This window comes from Duncaniella muricolitica (assembly GCF_910574735.1).
Taxonomy (GTDB): Bacteria; Bacteroidota; Bacteroidia; order Bacteroidales; family Muribaculaceae; genus Duncaniella; species Duncaniella muricolitica.
In genome coordinates this window covers 37,436-54,421 of the sequence record NZ_CAJTCF010000019.1, presented here as the reverse complement: position 1 = coordinate 54,421, position 16,986 = coordinate 37,436, and the positions used below count along the sequence as shown (strand labels likewise).

The 16,986-nt window shown below is 52.4% G+C and carries 20 protein-coding genes; 3 read left to right on the top strand and 17 right to left on the bottom strand.

What is annotated here, in order from left to right:
• The first annotated feature begins 264 nt into the window (after positions 1-264).
• Both QGT73_RS05970 and QGT73_RS05965 read left to right on the top strand, forming a co-directional pair.
• A complete protein-coding gene (locus QGT73_RS05970) occupies positions 265-1,005 on the top strand; it encodes a hypothetical protein (protein ID WP_280121839.1) in 741 nt (246 codons plus the stop codon).
• Positions 1,006-1,242: 237 nt separating this feature from the next.
• Positions 1,243-1,407: a hypothetical protein gene (locus tag QGT73_RS05965; protein ID WP_280121838.1), complete on the top strand. Its 165-nt coding sequence runs from the start codon at positions 1,243-1,245 to the stop codon at positions 1,405-1,407.
• Positions 1,408-1,550: 143 nt separating this feature from the next.
• Here the strand turns inward: QGT73_RS05965 and QGT73_RS05960 are convergent, their stop codons facing one another.
• From QGT73_RS05960 to QGT73_RS05935, 6 genes are all read right to left on the bottom strand, one after another.
• On the bottom strand, positions 1,551-2,381 hold the full coding sequence (locus QGT73_RS05960; RefSeq protein ID WP_280121837.1) for a M23 family metallopeptidase: 831 nt from the start codon (positions 2,379-2,381) through the stop codon (positions 1,551-1,553).
• 89 nt (positions 2,382-2,470) lie between these two features.
• Positions 2,471-2,938, bottom strand: coding sequence for a nucleoside-diphosphate kinase (ndk, locus tag QGT73_RS05955; protein WP_280121836.1), 468 nt, complete (start codon positions 2,936-2,938; stop codon positions 2,471-2,473).
• A gap of 427 nt (positions 2,939-3,365) precedes the next feature.
• On the bottom strand, positions 3,366-3,659 hold the full coding sequence (gene hpf, locus QGT73_RS05950) for a ribosome hibernation-promoting factor, HPF/YfiA family (protein ID WP_123617305.1): 294 nt from the start codon (positions 3,657-3,659) through the stop codon (positions 3,366-3,368).
• Positions 3,649-4,587: a tyrosine-type recombinase/integrase gene (locus QGT73_RS05945; RefSeq protein ID WP_280121835.1), complete on the bottom strand. Its 939-nt coding sequence runs from the start codon at positions 4,585-4,587 to the stop codon at positions 3,649-3,651. The genes hpf and QGT73_RS05945 overlap by 11 nt, the downstream gene beginning before the upstream one ends.
• Positions 4,588-4,816: 229 nt before the next feature.
• Positions 4,817-6,028 (bottom strand): OmpA family protein, encoded by a 1,212-nt coding sequence (locus tag QGT73_RS05940; protein ID WP_280121834.1) that lies wholly within the window; start codon positions 6,026-6,028, stop codon positions 4,817-4,819.
• 392 nt (positions 6,029-6,420) lie between these two features.
• Positions 6,421-8,454: a transketolase family protein gene (locus QGT73_RS05935; protein WP_123617302.1), complete on the bottom strand. Its 2,034-nt coding sequence runs from the start codon at positions 8,452-8,454 to the stop codon at positions 6,421-6,423.
• Between the two features lie 346 nt (positions 8,455-8,800).
• Here QGT73_RS05935 and QGT73_RS05930 point away from each other — a divergent pair, with 346 nt between their 5' ends.
• Complete coding sequence (locus QGT73_RS05930) at positions 8,801-10,132, top strand: MFS transporter (protein ID WP_280121833.1); 1,332 nt, start codon at positions 8,801-8,803, stop codon at positions 10,130-10,132.
• Positions 10,133-10,245: 113 nt separating this feature from the next.
• Here the strand turns inward: QGT73_RS05930 and QGT73_RS05925 are convergent, their stop codons facing one another.
• The 11 genes from QGT73_RS05925 to rplO form a co-directional block, all read right to left on the bottom strand.
• Positions 10,246-10,545 (bottom strand): hypothetical protein, encoded by a 300-nt coding sequence (locus QGT73_RS05925; RefSeq protein WP_280121832.1) that lies wholly within the window; start codon positions 10,543-10,545, stop codon positions 10,246-10,248.
• 122 nt (positions 10,546-10,667) lie between these two features.
• A complete protein-coding gene (rplQ, locus tag QGT73_RS05920) occupies positions 10,668-11,156 on the bottom strand; it encodes a 50S ribosomal protein L17 (protein WP_280121831.1) in 489 nt (162 codons plus the stop codon).
• Positions 11,157-11,164: 8 nt separating this feature from the next.
• On the bottom strand, positions 11,165-12,157 hold the full coding sequence (locus QGT73_RS05915; RefSeq protein WP_123617299.1) for a DNA-directed RNA polymerase subunit alpha: 993 nt from the start codon (positions 12,155-12,157) through the stop codon (positions 11,165-11,167).
• Between the two features lie 17 nt (positions 12,158-12,174).
• The gene (gene rpsD, locus QGT73_RS05910; protein ID WP_280121830.1) at positions 12,175-12,780 is read right to left on the bottom strand and encodes a 30S ribosomal protein S4; all 606 of its coding nucleotides are present in this window, start codon (positions 12,778-12,780) and stop codon (positions 12,175-12,177) included.
• Between the two features lie 204 nt (positions 12,781-12,984).
• Positions 12,985-13,374 (bottom strand): 30S ribosomal protein S11, encoded by a 390-nt coding sequence (gene rpsK / locus QGT73_RS05905; RefSeq protein ID WP_280121829.1) that lies wholly within the window; start codon positions 13,372-13,374, stop codon positions 12,985-12,987.
• 9 nt (positions 13,375-13,383) lie between these two features.
• Complete coding sequence (rpsM, locus tag QGT73_RS05900; protein WP_123617296.1) at positions 13,384-13,764, bottom strand: 30S ribosomal protein S13; 381 nt, start codon at positions 13,762-13,764, stop codon at positions 13,384-13,386.
• 155 nt (positions 13,765-13,919) lie between these two features.
• Complete coding sequence (gene rpmJ, locus QGT73_RS05895; protein WP_016562612.1) at positions 13,920-14,036, bottom strand: 50S ribosomal protein L36; 117 nt, start codon at positions 14,034-14,036, stop codon at positions 13,920-13,922.
• 43 nt (positions 14,037-14,079) lie between these two features.
• The gene (gene infA, locus QGT73_RS05890; RefSeq protein ID WP_107031232.1) at positions 14,080-14,298 is read right to left on the bottom strand and encodes a translation initiation factor IF-1; all 219 of its coding nucleotides are present in this window, start codon (positions 14,296-14,298) and stop codon (positions 14,080-14,082) included.
• Positions 14,299-14,351: 53 nt separating this feature from the next.
• Positions 14,352-15,134, bottom strand: coding sequence for a type I methionyl aminopeptidase (gene map, locus QGT73_RS05885; RefSeq protein ID WP_280121828.1), 783 nt, complete (start codon positions 15,132-15,134; stop codon positions 14,352-14,354).
• Between the two features lie 33 nt (positions 15,135-15,167).
• Positions 15,168-16,517: a preprotein translocase subunit SecY gene (gene secY / locus QGT73_RS05880; protein WP_280121827.1), complete on the bottom strand. Its 1,350-nt coding sequence runs from the start codon at positions 16,515-16,517 to the stop codon at positions 15,168-15,170.
• Positions 16,518-16,537: 20 nt separating this feature from the next.
• Positions 16,538-16,984 carry a 50S ribosomal protein L15 gene (gene rplO / locus QGT73_RS05875; RefSeq protein WP_123617293.1) on the bottom strand — a complete coding sequence of 149 codons (447 nt, stop codon included), beginning with the start codon at positions 16,982-16,984 and terminating at the stop codon, positions 16,538-16,540.
• Positions 16,985-16,986: the final 2 nt, after the last annotated feature.

Here is a 16,986-nt window from a genome sequence, read left to right as displayed (position 1 = left end):
ACCGTAGAAGACATCCTCTCCAACGTTGGTAAACGATACATGATTAATTTCTGTAGACCTGCGGCTTAACATATCAATACATTAATTTATTTTTACGATATACTTATATTATTATTGAATCTTATTAATCAAACGCAATTGCGCATTATTTAAATTTTAATTATAACCAACAAAAAACAAACAAATTTAAAGTAAAAATTGTATTATTAATCAATAAATATTATTTTTGCAAAGAAATACAAACAATCATTAAAATTTACATCAATGCAATTAATCCATCAAGTCGGTATTAGTATTTTATCTACTATCCTGATCGCATCTTGTGCAGTTCATGGTGATGTAGAATCTCTATTGACCGACAAAGCCAACACTGAAAACTCAATCGAGAATGAAATTCAAAACAATGAAGCCACATTGTTGCAAGATGAAAGCTTATTAGAAAAAAGAAGAGCTGCGGTATTGTTATCGGACTATATCACATTAGAGGATAACCGCTATTCATTAAAATTATCCCAATCTGAAGCTGCCAAATTAGATATAAGTGAAGAACTATATCTACTTATTGCCGAACAGATTGAATTAACAAATTCAACAATTGCAGAAGCCATTGAAAGAGGGGCTGATGTTGATTTAATGGATATACAGTCTCGGGCAAAATCATATAAAACGCCACAGACAACAGTCCGGAATAGATCCATGTCAAATGCATCCAGATCAATGACAGGTGGAATACTTTATTCCAGCGGCAATAGCTCAACGAGCTTTACCCCAACAAGAGGGACAACAAAAATCAACCTAAAATGTGGTACAAACTGGGCACCGGTTGTGACCTATACTTGTAATGTTACATGTGCCGGCTCAACCAAATCATATATTAAAACCGGTTCGGTATTTTGTACCAGAAGTTTTGAAGCTCCTATTAGCTCATCCTCTAGTGTGATCTATCTATCTTTCTTATCCACTGATCCAAATGGCAGTTACTGTATATGGACTCCATCATTTTAATCAAATATCTACAATCTTATGAAAAAGATAAACTTATTGCCACTCACAGCATTGGCATTATTTACGTCAGCTTGCACTAATAGCTCAGAGGAAACAGCGACAGAGAACAATACGGTCATTTCTGAAACTACAATACATGATAAAATCGTTTCAGATCCGGAAGTCGAGAAGAGAGACCGCAATTACAAGATACTACTCGAGCACATCAAAATCGCACCTGACTCCGTATCGTATATTATGGATATAACCGAAGAGGAGGCCATAAAGCTTGGCATAGACAAAGAGTATTACCAATCGACCGCCGAGCAGATCAGAGCTACCAACGAGGCTCTCAAGGAAGCTGTCGAACGTGGCGATAGTGTCGACCTTATGGATTTCAAAGATCTTCAGATAGCAGAATAACCCTCTGGTGTGATTTTCTATATAGGAGAGAGGTAACAGGGGGCTTTAAGATGACTCAAAAAAGTTACCGCAGCGAGTTTTCATGAGAAAGCTCGCTGCGGTAACTTTTATGCTTTGTATACGTGTTATGTATCCCGTCGGGATTATTTCTTTTTGGCGGTTGTGGTCTTTTTCTTTGTCGTAGTCTTACGTCTTGCAGCCGTTGTGCGGGTCTTGCGCTTGGCGGGGGTGTATTTCTGCGACTTGCCATAGGTGTTTTTATCAAAGGCGAAGATGTCTTTGTGTGGCACACCGTTGTCAAAGTCGATGATAGCGTTGGGGTTGATGGGGATGCCCATGTAACGTGTCTCGAAGTGGAGATGGGCTCCGGTGCTGCGTCCGGTGTTACCTCCGAGCGCGATGGGGTCGCCAGCCTTGACTACCTGGTTGGGCTTCACGAGAAAGCGGCTGAGGTGGCCGTAGACGGTCTCCATGCCGTTGGGGTGACGCATCACTACGTAGTAACCGTAACCTCTGCGTTCATATTTTGTGAGGCGTATTTTGCCAGAGAAAGCGGCTTTCACGGTGTCGCCTACCTGGAGCTTGAGGTCCACGCCGTAGTGGTTGCGGCGGAAACGTGCGCGATAGCCGTAATCGGAAGTCTTGTGTCCGGGACAGGGGGTGCAGTATTCCGACACATCGATGTCTTTGCGGTCGGGGATTATGGCTGCGGAGCCGTAGGCATTGACATGCTCCGAGGCCCAGAATTCCTGAAATATATCACTCTCCATATCCATGGCCTCACGCTCCTTGACATGATTGAGCAGGAGGTCGTTGTTTTCGATCTTGAACGGATTGATAGTGGGAGTCTGCTTGGCAATGAGCGAATTGTGCTGGGAATCGTGCGAGGCGGGAAGTCTGCGCTGTGCCTGCACGGCCACGGCGGTCATCATCACGAGAGCGGCCGAGAGCAATATCTTTAGATTGAAGGTCATTTTTCGGGATTTAGGGCAAGAGGATTGGGATAATGAGGATGAGAGTCTATGATTGAGGAGCGACATGGCGATTTTTACAAGATTAATTATCAGAGTTGAAGCTCGCCGGGCTCATTGATGAAACGCATCGAGACGGGCGTATAGTCAAAGATTTCACCGGGGCTGAAGAATCGGTTGATCTCGACCTCGGCATCCTCGGGCGAGGATGATGCGTGAATGATATTTTCCTGATTGGACATGGCGAAGTCACCGCGTATGGTGCCGGGGGCGGCCTGACGGCCGTTGGTGGCACCCGTCATGGAGCGCACAACCTCAATGGCTTCGACGCCTTTGAGACAAAGCACTATGACCGGGGTGGCGGTCATGGATTCAAGCAATATGGGGAAGAAGGGGCGGTCAACGAGGTGAGCATAATGCTCGCGCAGAATCTCGGGAGAGAGCTGCATCATCTTCATGCCGGCTATGATAAGCCCCTTTGCCTCGAAGCGGGCGAGCACGCGGCCCACCAGTCTACGCTCTATCGAGGACGGCTTGAAGATGACAAGAGTCTGTTGCATCGTTTTGGTTTAACTTTTATTTAGATTTAAATTTCTTACTTTTCAAATTTAGTCATTTTGAGCATCTTATCAAAACCAAATTTCCGCCACGATGTTACACGCGTGTTACAAATCCTAATATTAAACACATATAGTATTAACAAACAAATAGTTAGCCATTAATGCAAAAATAACCTAAAAAATATCAACACGATTTCACACTAAATCGACTTTGTAAAATTATGTAAATTATTGTATTTTAATAACATCATATATTAACAGTCAAAAAAATATCGTCTCAACTCAAATGCACGACACAGCGGCGACCCGACATCTCCATTTGATAATAAAAGGTGCGGCGTGCCGCCGAGTGGAGGCACACCGCACCGTGCAGGTTCAGACTATGTGACGCGTTCATCCCTGAGAAGGCTGACGTGCCGCCTGTCTGTTATTTTTTATTCTTGGCTTTTTCAAGTTGTTTTTCGATTGCGTCGAGAGCTACGTCGATAGCTTCCTCGAAGGTATCGGCAGTCTTGTCGGCGACAAACTCTTCGAGCTGGGGCACCGTCAGACGTACGATGGCCTGCTTGTTGAGCGCGGTCTCGGGCTTCACTACCTTGAGTGAAATGTCAACTGTGCTCACGGAGGGGAAGCGGCGCACTATACGTTCCACCTTCTTGTTGATAAAGGCAGTGAGCTTCTCGGTGATGTCAAAATGGATTGCTTTAATGTTAATGTCCATAGTGTCCTCCTTTGTTGTTTTGTGCACGGGGGTGTGCGAGTTGATAATTATGTTTAAGGTCACGGTAAGTCACGTGAGTGTAGACCTGGGTCGATGAGAGTGATGCGTGGCCGAGTATCTGCTGCACGGAGGCTATCGGCGCGCCGCCGTTGAGCATGTCGGTGGCCATGGAGTGGCGCATCACGTGGGGGCTGAGCCTGGAGGCGTGTGCCCCGCCAAGGCTGAGCATGCGGTGGACCACGTTGTAGACCATCTTGCGATAGAGCGGCTCGCCGTTGTCGCGCACCATCAGGGGGGCCGTGAGGTCACGGGTGCTGACGGCTGTGGATGGCGATGAGTCGCGCAGCAGGCGGTAGGCGTCGATGGCCCGGGCCAGCTCGGGGCCGAATGGTATCACTCTTTCCTTATTACGTTTTCCAAGCACTTTTAGTTCACCCCGGGCGGAGTCGACATCGGCGTCGCGCAGACCGATGAGTTCGCTGCATCGCATGCCTGTGGTGTAGAGGATGTCGAGGATGAGACGGTCGCGCACGGAGGCGAAATCGTCGGGGGCGACGGGGGTGTCGAGGATGCTCTCGGTCTCTTCGTGACGCACGTAGACGGGGAGCACTTTGGATGGCTTGGGGAGGGTGAGTCCGGCTGCGGGATTGACTTTGACTTCGCCGTTGCGGAGCAGAAAGCGGTAAAATGATCTTAACGATGAGACTTTACGCTTGATGGTGCGTGGCGAGATGTGTGATGAGGCGAGTGACGCGACCCATAGACGCAGGTCGGAACGGCTTACGTCGACAGGGCGCAGCGTCTCGGGCTTGCCTGCGGTGGCGAAGTCGGCCCACTGGCGCAGGTCGCGGCCGTAGGCTTCGACTGTGTGGGCCGAGTAACCGAGCTCGCTGACGAGATGCGACAGAAATTGTGTGATATGCTTCATAGGCGACTGTCGGGAGGGTGTCGATTGTAAGTTATCCGATAGCGAAGATATATATTTTATATGTAAAATGCAAATTTTGTGACAATGCTTAAAAACATATATGTTTTGCGCGGATGCTGCCCGGATGTGACAACGGGTTATTTCATAGGATGGTATCGGAGCGGGAACAAAAAAACCGGCCCGCGAATTATCGCGGGCCGGCTATGAGGCTTATCAACCGTGGGGTTGATTACTTGTTGGCCTTGATGGTAACGGCACGGTCAAGCGAAACGTACTCCTTGCCTTCGCCAAAGAGGTTGGCGTCGTTGGTAGTAACGTCGAGCTGAGAAGCCTTGACACCGTTGCGGAGGAGCACGCGCTCAACACCGTTGGCACGGGCTTTGCGGAGACGGTCGTTGACAGCGGCGGTGCCGGTGTAGTTGTCAGCGTAGCCACATACGGTGTATTTCTGGTCGGGGTTGGCCTTCATCACGTTTGACACGGCGTTGAGCACCTTGTTGTCTACGCGGGAGATGCGTGAGCTACCGATGGTGTAGTAGATGGTGCAGAGGGGACCTTCCTCGGCCTCGACAACTGTCTGAACGGGACGGTTGAGGCAGTCGCGGAGCTGACGCTCGAGGTCAGCGATGCGGCCGTTGGCAGCCTGGAGACGGGCCTCAACTTCGTCGCAGTTGGGGATTTCGGGGATAACGGGTACGATGGGTGCTGACCATGTGGACTTGTTGAAGTTGTAGGTCACACCTACGTAGGCCTGGAGGTCAACGTGGTTTTTGCGGAGACCCTGGTTGTTGGTGTCATCGGTGTAGAGACCTGCGCGAAGATCGAGATAGAGGGCGAAGTTCTTGCTGAGGTTGAAGTTGTTGATGAGACCAACGCTACCGGTGAGGTTGTCGTCACCGCCACGGCCCCAGCCGTCACGACGGCCGCCGTTGACATACTTGGGAACGTATACCCAATTGTAGCCTACACCTGCATAGAGGATGCCGTTGTAAACACGACCGGGACGATAGCCACACCACCAGTTGGTGAGGTTCAACATAGCGTTGAGCTGAGCACCGAACTCGTTGCGTTTGTATTTGTCATACACGGTGTTGCCGTCCTGGAATGTGCCATACCAGCCGTAACCGCCGTCGGTACCCATGCCCTTGAGCTGGGTGAAGTTGGCACCGGCACGGAGACCGATGATGGGCGAGAACCACTTACCTACCCAGATGCCGGCGTTGGGCGAGAAACGGTCAAGGAAGCTGCGCTCGCTGTTGTTGCGGTCAAAGTAGTAGTTTATACCACCTTCAGCAGAGATAAACCAGTTGTCGCTGAAGTTGTTGAGGATGTAGCCCTGTGAGGGATCCTCAACGTAGGTAATCTCCTGCGCGCTCTGGGCCATTGCGCTTTGACCCATGAAGAGAGCGGCTACGAAGCCAAGAAGAATACTTTTTTTCATAAATAATTAATTATTGGAAAATAGTTGAAATATTTTGTCTTTATGTTGTGTATAAGTCTGTATATCTCCACCACAGGAGCTACGAAATGACTGCGCACAGTATGGGCACGCAGATTATACGGGGTCAAAGGTAAAACTTTTTTTCCGAATATTCTAAATTTTTGCATAAAAATCTATAATTATTTATAACATCCGGACCTTATCACATATGGGCGTATCGAAAATAGCGTGTCAAAAACGACACATGTGTAAAAACGCACAAAAGTTTCAAAAGAAACATAAGCGGCCATGCTGACATGTGTGTCAATATGACACTAACGTTAAAAAACGATAGTCTGCTTATGTTTCTTTTGAAACTTTTGTGCGTAATATCTCTATTTTACGCCCGGGGATTACTTGCCGAGGAATGCGAGCACACGAGCCTTGACTGCGGGCACGGTGAAGCCGAATTTCTCGTCAAGCACCTTGTAGGGTGCAGATGCTCCGAAGTGGTCGAGACCAAACACTTCGCCGTCGGCTCCCACGACTCCGCGGAGTGTGGAGGGCAGACCGGCTGTGAGACCGAAGGCGGGGACTCCGGGGGTGAGAACGGCCTGACGATATTCGAGGGGCTGGTTGCTGAAGATGCCGATTGAGGGCACTGACACCACGCGGGCGTTGATGCCCTGGGCCTTGAGTTCGGCTGCTACGTCACAGAGGAGCGATACTTCCGAGCCGTTGGCCACAAGCACTACGTCGGGATTCTGAGCCTCGACCACGGTGTAGCCGCCACGACGGCAGCCGGCTGCGGCCTCGGCGAAACGGTCGCCCGAAGCTGCGGGGAGGTCGGGAAGGTTCTGGCGCGAGAGCACGAGTGCCGAGGGGGTCTCGAAGTTTTCCATAGCCATGGCCCATGCTACGGAAGTCTCGGCAGCGTCGGCCGGACGGAGCACGAGCATCGAGGGCTTGCCGCTGAGATTGCGGAGCTCTTCCATGAGACGGAGCTGTGCTTCCTGCTCTACGGGCTCGTGGGTGGGACCGTCCTCACCTACGCGGAATGCGTCGTGTGTCCAGATGTATTTTACGGGAAGCTCCATGAGGGCGGCCATGCGCACTGCGGGCTTCATGTAGTCGGAGAATACGAAGAATGTGCCGCAGGCTGCGATGACTCCGCCGTGGAGCACAATGCCGTTCATGACGGCTGCCATGGTGAGCTCGGTAACACCTGCGTGGAGGAATGCGCCTGAGAAGTCGCCCTTGACAAAGGGATGGGTCTTCTTGAGGAAGGCATCGGTCTTGTCGGAGTTGGCGAGGTCGGCTGAGGATACAATCATATTGTTGACCTTCTCGGCAAGCACACCGAGCACATCGGCCGAGGCCTGACGGCTGGCGATGTTGGCCTTGTGGGGGATGGCTGCCCAGTCGATGGCGGGGAGCTTGTTGTCGAGGAATGTGTGGAGCTCGGCGGCAAGTTCGGGATTGGCAGCTTCCCATGCGGCCTGCTCGGCACGACGGGCCTTGACAATCTCGCGGAGCTCGGCGCGGCGGGCCTCGTAGAGAGCCTTGACGTCGTCATAGATTACCCAGGGATTCTCGGGATCGGCACCAAGGTTGCGGAGGGTGGCGGCGAAGTCGGCTCCCGATGCGCTAAGGGGCTGTCCGTGGGTGGAGCACTGGCCTTCGAAGTTGGAGCCGTCGGCCTTGACGCATCCGCGGCCCATGACGGTGTGGCCTATAATTAAGGTGGGACGCTCGGTCTCGCCCTGAGCTTCAACAATAGCCTTGGCTATCTGCTCGGGGTCGTTGCCGTTAATCTCGAGCACGTTCCATCCCCAGGCACGATATTTGGCAGCCACGTCCTCGGCGTCGACAGCGTCGACCATTGTGGAGAGCTGTACCTTGTTGCTGTCATAGAACATGATGAGGTTGCTGAGACCGAGGTGTCCGGCCAGACGTCCGGCTCCCTGCGAAATCTCCTCCTGAATGCCGCCGTCAGAGATGAAGGCATAGGTCTTGTGGCTCATCCACTCGCCAAAACGAGCTACGAGGAAACGCTCGGCGATGGCACAGCCGACGGCCATGGTGTGGCCCTGTCCGAGAGGTCCGGAGGTGTTCTCTACACCACGCTCGGGATGAAGCTCGGGGTGACCGGGTGTGGGCGAGCCCCACTGACGGAACTGCTGAAGCTCATCGAGTGTGTAGTGGCCGAAGAGTGCGAGCACGCTGTAAAGCATGGGCGACATGTGACCGGGGTCGAGGAAGAAACGGTCGCGGCCAAGCCACTTGCCGTCGTCGGGGTCGGTGACAAGAAATTGCGAGTAAAGCACGTTGACGAAATCCGCGCCGCCCATGGCTCCGCCGGGATGGCCGGAATTTGCTTTTTCAACCATCGAAGCGGCGAGGACACGGATGTTGTCGGCCGCACGATTAACTGATGTTAGATTCATGAGGATTTTTGAATATGATGAATTTAAAATTGTATTTTGTACAATAACCCTCCCCGGTCACATATCAGCGGCCGCATCGAGGGGTGTTGCCTGTGGCAAATATACGAATAAAAATACAAAAAAATGAATAGATGGGTAAGTAATTATGCCGATTTGTACGTATATGATACATAAAGATAAAAATTTTAGTTATCTTTGCCATAAAAACAGGTACAAACCTTTCATGCAGTGTGGAGCGGCCCACTCTTGAATGAACGTTTCAACACCAATATGCCTTTGGCAGCCGCTTATTCCGAACCAAAATCCAATTATACAATATCTAATTCTTATCTTAAACAAAAACTAAATGGAAACTTCCGTTAAAAAAAACAGTAATACGGTAGCCATCGTGACGATGTTTTTCGTTTTCGCGATGATTTCGTTCGTTACCAACATGGCGGCTCCTTTCGGCAATATCTGGGGATTCAGATATGCCTGGGCAGGCATGGCCGGCAACCTTATGAACTTTACGGCCTATCTCTTCATGGGCATCCCGGCCGGTAACATGCTCATCCGTTACGGATACAAGAAAACCACGCTGATAGCTCTCGCCGTCGGTGCCATAGGTCTTGGCGTACAGTTGCTCTCAAGTGTAGTGGGCGACAACATCATCGTGATAGGCGGTGAGGTGCCGACCACCCTCAATCTGTTTATTTATCTGCTCGGCGCGCTTATCTGCGGTGTGTGCGTGTGTATGCTCAACACTGTTGTCAACCCGATGCTCAACCTTCTGGGCGGCGGCGGCAACAAGGGCAACCAGCTCATCCAGACCGGCGGCGCGCTCAACTCGCTGGCCGGTACTCTGACCCCGATGATGGTGGGCGTGCTGGTGGGTACTCTCACCAAGGAGACTACCATGGCTTCGGTGGCTCCGCTTGTGGTGACGGGTATCGTGATATTCGTGCTGGCATTTATTGTCATTTCGTTTGTAAAACTTCAGGAGCCCCAGGCCAATCTGAGCAATGTGAAGTATGAGCACAGCCCGCTGGCTTTCCGTCACTGTCTGCTCGGTATCATCGCCATCTTCTTCTATGTAGGTATCGAAATCGGTATCCCCGGCGAGATGAATGCCTGGATAAGCCGCGAAAACTTTGAAGGCGCGGCTGCCGTGGCCGGTTCGCTCGCCGCTCTCTACTGGCTCATGATGCTCGTAGGCCGTTTCCTCAGCTCGATCATCAGCGGTAAGGTTTCGACCCGCACGCAGCTCGTCACCGCTTCGTCAGTGGCTATTGCCCTCGTGCTCATAGCTATCTTCCTGCCCGAAAGCGTGACTTTCAAGTCGCCTGAAATCAAGATGCTCAACATCTATAGCGGCGAGGTGCCGATGAAGTGTCTCTTCCTCTTCCTCTGCGGTCTTTGCACCTCAGTGATGTGGGGCGGCATTTTCAATCTCGCCACCGAGGGTCTGGGCAAGTATACCGCCAAGGCTTCGGGCCTCTTCATGATGATGGTGGTAGGCGGCGGCATCATGCCTTTCATCCAGGACTGGATCGGCCGTACTACGGGTTATGTAAACAGCTACTGGCTTGTGTTTGCCATGCTCGTCTACATATTCTATTATGCTGTGGCCGGTTCGAAGAATGTCAATACCGATATACCTGTATCGCTCGATGAGGAGCCTGATTTGCGCGACCTCTGATAAGGGGATATTACCATAAATAAAGACTAAAGTATCGGAAGTCCGGCGACAGACTTCCGATACTTTTTTTATGGGAGGGGAGGGTAGCTTTCCGGCATTCCAATACATGACGGTCAATCGATGCGCTCATCACGCGGACTGCGCATCGGGGCGGGGCGGTCGGTAGCATGCTTAATGCCGGCAGCTTTGCGTCTGCGACGACGTGGAGCGAGGGTGGTGTCAGCATGGGAGGAGATGTCAAGAAGTGTGTCGATATGCTCTGTAGGAGTTATGGCGCGATCTTGCGTTATATCTTCATGGCGGTGGCTTAGCGACCGGTCACGCCAGCACAGCAGGATGGTGAAGGCTATGAGCAGGATGAGCAGCGCGATGAGTCCGCGCCGTTCGCCGGCGGTTATACGTGGAGGAGGCATGTCAGGTAAGGGATGGATGTTAGAGCGTGAGAAAGGGGGGGAATAGAAAAAGACCATTCCGGCGTCGGTAGGATACCTCGGCCGAAATGGTCTTTATGACTGTATAATCTATTGTCTTGTGATTATTCAGCTACAGGAGCCTCAGTAGCGGGAGCTTCGGCTGCGGGAGCCTCTGCTGCGGGCTTGTTGCTCTTGCGTGAACGACGGGTGCGGGTCGATTTCTTAGCGGCAGCCTTGTCGTCGAGCATGAGTTCGTTGTAGTCAACAAGCTCAATGAAGCACATCTTGGCGTTGTCACCGAGACGGTTGCCAGTCTTGAGGATACGGGTGTATCCGCCGGGACGGTTGGCAATCTTCTGTGAGATTTCGCGGAACAGTTCGTTGACAGCCTCTTTGTTCTGGAGCTCCGAGAACACGAGACGGCGGTTGGGGGTGCTGTCCTGCTTGGCGCGGTTGATGAGGGGCTCGGCATATACGCGAAGAGCTTTGGCCTTGGCGAGCGTTGTGAAGATGCGCTTGTGCATGATGAGCGAAATCGTCATGTTGGCGAGCAGCGCGTCGCGATGAGCCTTCTTGCGGCTGAGATGGTTGAATTTCTTATTATGTCTCATCGTAGTAGTTACTCTTTATCAAGTTTATATTTGGAGATATCCATCCCGAAGGAGAGATTGAGGTTGGCAAGAAGCTCGTCAAGCTCGGTAAGAGACTTCTTACCGAAGTTGCGGAACTTCAGAAGGTCGGTCTTGTTGAAGACCACGAGCTCTCCAAGAGTCTCGACCTCGGCACTCTTCAGACAGTTGAGAGCGCGCACGGAGAGATCCATGTCGACAAGCTTGGACTTGAGGAGCTGTCGCATGTGGAGAACTTCTTCGTCAAATTCCTCTTCGCCGTTCTGCTCGTCGGCTTCGAGAGTGATTTTCTCGTCGGAGAAGAGCATGAAGTGATAGATGAGGATTTTGGCTGCCTCCTTGAGAGCATCCTTGGGGAGGATGGATCCGTCGGTGGTAATTTCGAGAGTGAGCTTGTCGTAGTCAGTCTTTTGATCAACGCGGAAGTTCTCCACGGCGAACTTCACATTCTTGATAGGGGTGTAGATGGAGTCGATAGCGATTACATCTATGGCGTCGTTGGGGCCCTGGTTTTCTTCGGCGGGCACCCAGCCGCGACCCTTGTTGATAGTGAGGTCGATGGTGAAGCTTGCGCTCGGATCCAAATGGCAGATGACAAGGTCGGGGTTCAGGACTTCAAATCCTGAGAGGACTTTGCCGATGTCACCGGCTGTGAACTCTTCCTTGCCTGACACAGTGATGGAGGCCTTCTCAAAGTCGGTGTCTTCCACCGTCTGCTTGAGATCGACTTTTTTGAGGTTAAGGATGATGTTTGTGACATCTTCCTTGACACCGGGAATCGTGTCAAACTCGTGGCGCACACCGTCGATGCGGATCGACGATATTGCGAAGCCTTCGAGTGAGGAGAGGAGGATACGACGAAGGGCGTTACCTATGGTGATACCATAACCCGGCTCCAATGGCTTAAACTCAAATTTACCGAAATGGTTATCGGCTTCCAACATTAGGACTTTGTCAGGTTTTTGGAATGCTAATATAGCCATGGATCTTAATTTAATGATTATTTAGAATACAACTCGACGATAAGCTGCTCTTTGATATTCTCGGGGATGTCTTCGCGGGCGGGTACGTGGAGGAACTTGCCTGCCTTAACGTTCTCGTCCCACTCAAGCCAGGGATATTTGCTGTGATTGAAGCCTGCGAGGGCATCAGAGATGACTTCGAGTGACTTGGATTTCTCGCGTACGCCGATAACGTCGCCGGGCTTAACGGCGTAAGAGGCGAAGTTGACCACCTTGCCGTTTACCACGATGTGGCGGTGAAGCACGAGCTGACGGGCTGCAGCGCGTGTGGGGGCGATGCCGAGACGGTATACTACGTTGTCGAGACGGCCTTCGAGGAGCTGGAGAAGGATCTCACCGGTGATACCTTTGGCGCGTGATGCCTTGTCGAAGAGGTTGTGGAACTGCTTCTCGAGTACGCCATAGGTGTATTTGGCTTTCTGCTTCTCGCGGAGCTGTACGCCGTACTCGGAAGTCTTGCGGCGTTTGTTGAGGCCATGCTGTCCCGGGGGATAGTTCTTCTTAGCGAGGACTTTGTCTTCGCCGAAGATCGGTTCGCCAAACTTGCGGGCGATTTTGGTGCGGGGACCTGTGTATCTTGCCATTGTTGTTTTATATTTAAGAGTTGTGCACTTTTGCGCCGGCTCTTGCCATTGAAGCGTGAAGTCCGCGTGAGGCGGGCTGCTTAACGGGTGCCTCTTAGTGACAGCCGCGACCACAGAGAGGTGACTTGAATGTGGTCCATTTCACGGGGCACGTCAGCCGACAGATGAAAAGTGATGTAGATTGATGTATTTACTCCAGTGATATTAAACGCGACGACGCTTGGGAGGACGGCATCCGTTGTGGGGCAGCGGAGTTACGTCAACGATTTCGGTAACTTCGATGCCGGCACCGTGGATGGTGCGGATTGCAGACTCGCGGCCGTTGCCGGGACCCTTAACATAAGCCTTTACTTTGCGAAGGCCGAGGTCGTAGGCGATTTTGGCGCAGTCCTGAGCTGCCATCTGGGCAGCGTAGGGGGTGTTCTTCTTGGAGCCACGGAAGCCCATCTTGCCGGCTGATGACCAGGAGATAACCTGACCTTCAGAGTTGGCTAAGCACACGATGATGTTGTTGAAAGATGAGTGAACGTGAAGCTGACCAGCAGCGTCAACCTTGACGTTTCTCTTCTTAGCGGCGACTATCTTTTTTGCCATATTCTGTTATTATTTAGTAGCTTTCTTCTTGTTAGCGACTGTCTTTTTGCGGCCCTTGCGTGTACGGGCGTTGTTTTTGGTGCTCTGACCGCGCACGGGGAGACCGTTACGGTGACGGATGCCACGGTAGCAACCGATGTCCATGAGACGCTTGATGTTGAGCTGGATTTCGCTGCGCAGGTCGCCTTCGACCTTGTAGTCAGCACCGATGACTTCACGCACCTTGGCGGCCTGGTCGTCGGTCCAATCCTTGACCTTGATGTTTACATCAATGCCGGCTTTGTCGAGGATGCTCTTGGAAGCACTGCGACCGATACCGTAGATGTAGGTCAGGGCTATTTCACCTCTTTTGTTCTGGGGGAGGTCAACTCCCACGATTCTAACTGCCATATATTTAAGTTGACTAAAATTTTTTGCAAAGATACAAGTTATTTCGCATTTATACAGGCCAAAACGAGCCTTGCGTAACACAAATTAGAAATCGTTAGAACAATTTAACCAATTTGAGCCTACGCAATGGTCCCGTCGGTGCCTGTCAAGCTATTTTAGCCTTGACGCTGCTTGTATTTGGGGTTTTTTTTGTTGATGACGTAAAGACGTCCTTTGCGGCGCACGATCTTGCTGTCGGGGGTGCGCTTTTTCACTGAAGCTCTTACTTTCATTTTTCAGATATTCTTTGTGGAGTGTGTGATTGATTTTAGCTTATTATTTGTAGCGGAACGCTATGCGGCCTTTGGAGAGATCATAGGGTGACATCTCTACTTTTACCTTGTCGCCGGGGAGTATCTTGATGTAATGCATGCGCATCTTGCCTGAGATGTGGGCTGTGATTTCGTGCCCGTTCTCGAGCTCGACACGGAACATTGCGTTGGACAATGCCTCGACGATGGTTCCGTCCAATTCGATTGCAGCTTGTTTTGCCATACGTTGTTGTGATGGTGAGGGTGGTAATTGGTGATTGGGGATATTGACTGGGGTCAGATGAATCTTTCGCCTAACGCTTGCTCTATGTAGTCAAACGTGGTGAGGATGCGTGGGCCTTCGGGCTGGATGGCTATGGTGTGCTCGTAGTGGGCCGATGGTTTGCGGTCCTTGGTGCGGCACTGCCAGCCGTCGCGCTCGATGACGATGTTGCGGCTGCCCATATTGATCATCGGCTCGATGCATATGCACATGCCTTTCTTTAGTACCGGGCCGCATCCTTTGCGCCCGTAGTTGGGCACTTCGGGGTCTTCGTGCATCTTGCGTCCGATGCCGTGGCCGCACATCTCCCGCACTACGGTGTAGCCGCGACGCTCGCAGTAGGTCTGGACGGCGTTGGCGATGTCGCCTATGCGCCGGCCTTCCTGGGCGGCTTCGATGCCTTTGTAGAGCGATTCTTTGGTGGTGTGCAGCAGTTGCATCACTTCGGGGCTGACTTCTCCGACGGGGAATGTGTAGCACATGTCGCCGTTGTATCCGTCGAGCTCGACGACGGTGTCAATGCCTACGATGTCGCCCTCGCGCAGTTCGTAGCCTGAGGGGAATCCGTGGACCACCGTTTCGTTGACTTCGATGCAGAGGGTGCCCGGAAATCCGCCGTAGCCGAGACAGGCGGGCTTGCCGCCGTTGTCGCGCATAAATTCGCGGGCTACGTTGTCGAGATGGCGGGTAGTCACACCGGGAGCCACACACTTGGCTACTTCGCCAAGTGTGCGGCTCACGAGTGTGCATGCCGCTTGCATTTTCTCGATTTCTTCGGGTGTCTTAAGATAGATCATTAATCAATATCTGCAATTCCGATTGAGACCGGATCAATAAGCTGAACCTGTGGTGCGACCTTTTATCTTGCCGTCCTTCATGAGACCGTCGTAGTGGTGCATCATGAGGTGGCTCTCTATCTGCTGGAGAGTGTCGAGCACTACTCCGACAAGGATAAGGAGCGATGTGCCGCCGAAGAACTGCGCGAAGTTCTGGCTGATGCCGAAGAAGCGAGCGAAGGCGGGGAGGATGGCTACGATGCCGAGGAAGAGTGAGCCGGGGAGTGTGATACGCGACATGATGGAGTCGAGATACTCTGCGGTCTTCTTTCCGGGCTTCACACCGGGGATGAATCCGTTGTTGCGCTTCATGTCTTCGGCCATCTGGGTGGGACGCACGGTGATGGCGGTGTAGAAGTAGGTGAAGGCGACAATGAGGATGAAATAAACAAGGTTGTACCAGAAGCCGTTGATGTCGGAGAACGCTGCTGTGAATCCCGATGCGCCTTCGGAGCTGCTGAAGCCGGCGAGGGTGATGGGGATAAACATGATGGCCTGGGCGAAGATGATGGGCATCACGCCGGCTGCGTTGACCTTGAGGGGGATGTACTGGCGTGCGCCGCCGTACTGACGGTTGCCCACGATGCGCTTGGCATACTGCACGGGCACTTTGCGTGTGCCCTGCACGAGCAATACCGCGCCTACGGTTACGGCGAAGAGGAGGATGATCTCTACCACAAACATGATGAGACCGCCCTGGCTGCCGGTCGATCCGGGGAGACGGCTTGTGAACTCGTAAAAGAGTGCTCCCGGGAGGCGGGCGATGATACCTACAAGGATGATGAAGGAGATACCATTGCCGATGCCGCGGTCAGTGATGCGCTCACCGAGCCACATGATGAACATGGAGCCGGCCGCGAGGATGACCGTCAGGAACGCAATCGTCCAGAAGCCCATGTGGGCACCGCCTGTGGCGGCACTCACCTGGACCTGGAGATTTACGAGATATGCCGGGCCTTGGAGAAGCAGGATGAGCACAGTCAGGTAGCGGGTGTACTGGCTGAGCTTCTGGCGTCCGCTCTCGCCTTCGCGCTGCATCTTCTGGAATGAAGGCAGCACCATACCCAGGAGCTGTATCACGATGGATGCAGTGATGTAGGGCATAATACCGAGGGCGAAGATGGATGCCTGAGAGAAAGCACCGCCCGAGAACATGTCGAGCAACTGCATGAGGCCGCTTCTGTTGGTGAAGTTCGAGAGGGCGTCGAGGTCCTCGGGCGAGATGCCCGGAAGGACAACGTAACAGCCGAGTCGGTAAACGAGCACCAGCATAAGGGTCACGAGGATGCGCTTTCTCAGCTCCTCTATGGTCCAAATGTTACGGATTGTCTGAATAAATCTCATTGCGAGGGGGGAGGGGTTGATTAGATTTTAGTTACAGTGCCACCTGCTTCGGTGATGGCCTTTTCAGCGGCAGCCGAGAAAGCGTTGGCAACGACCTCGAGCTTTTTGGTGAGGGTGCCGTTGGCCAGGATCTTGACGGGCTGCTTGCCGTTGACCATACCTGCGGCGATGAGCTCGGCGGGTGTGATCTTGTCAAGGTTGGCGTTGGCGGCGAGCACCTCGAGATCAGCGAGGTTGACAGCCTTGTATTCGGTGCGCTGAAGGGGCTTGAAGCCGAATTTGGGAAGACGACGCTGGAGGGGCATCTGACCACCCTCGAAGCCGATCTTGCGGCTGTAACCCGAGCGGGACTTTGCGCCCTTGTGACCACGGGTTGATGTGCCGCCTTTGCCTGAGCCGGGACCGCGGCCGATGCGGGTTTTCTTATGTACGGAACCTACTGCCGGTTTCAGATTGCTTAAATCCATAG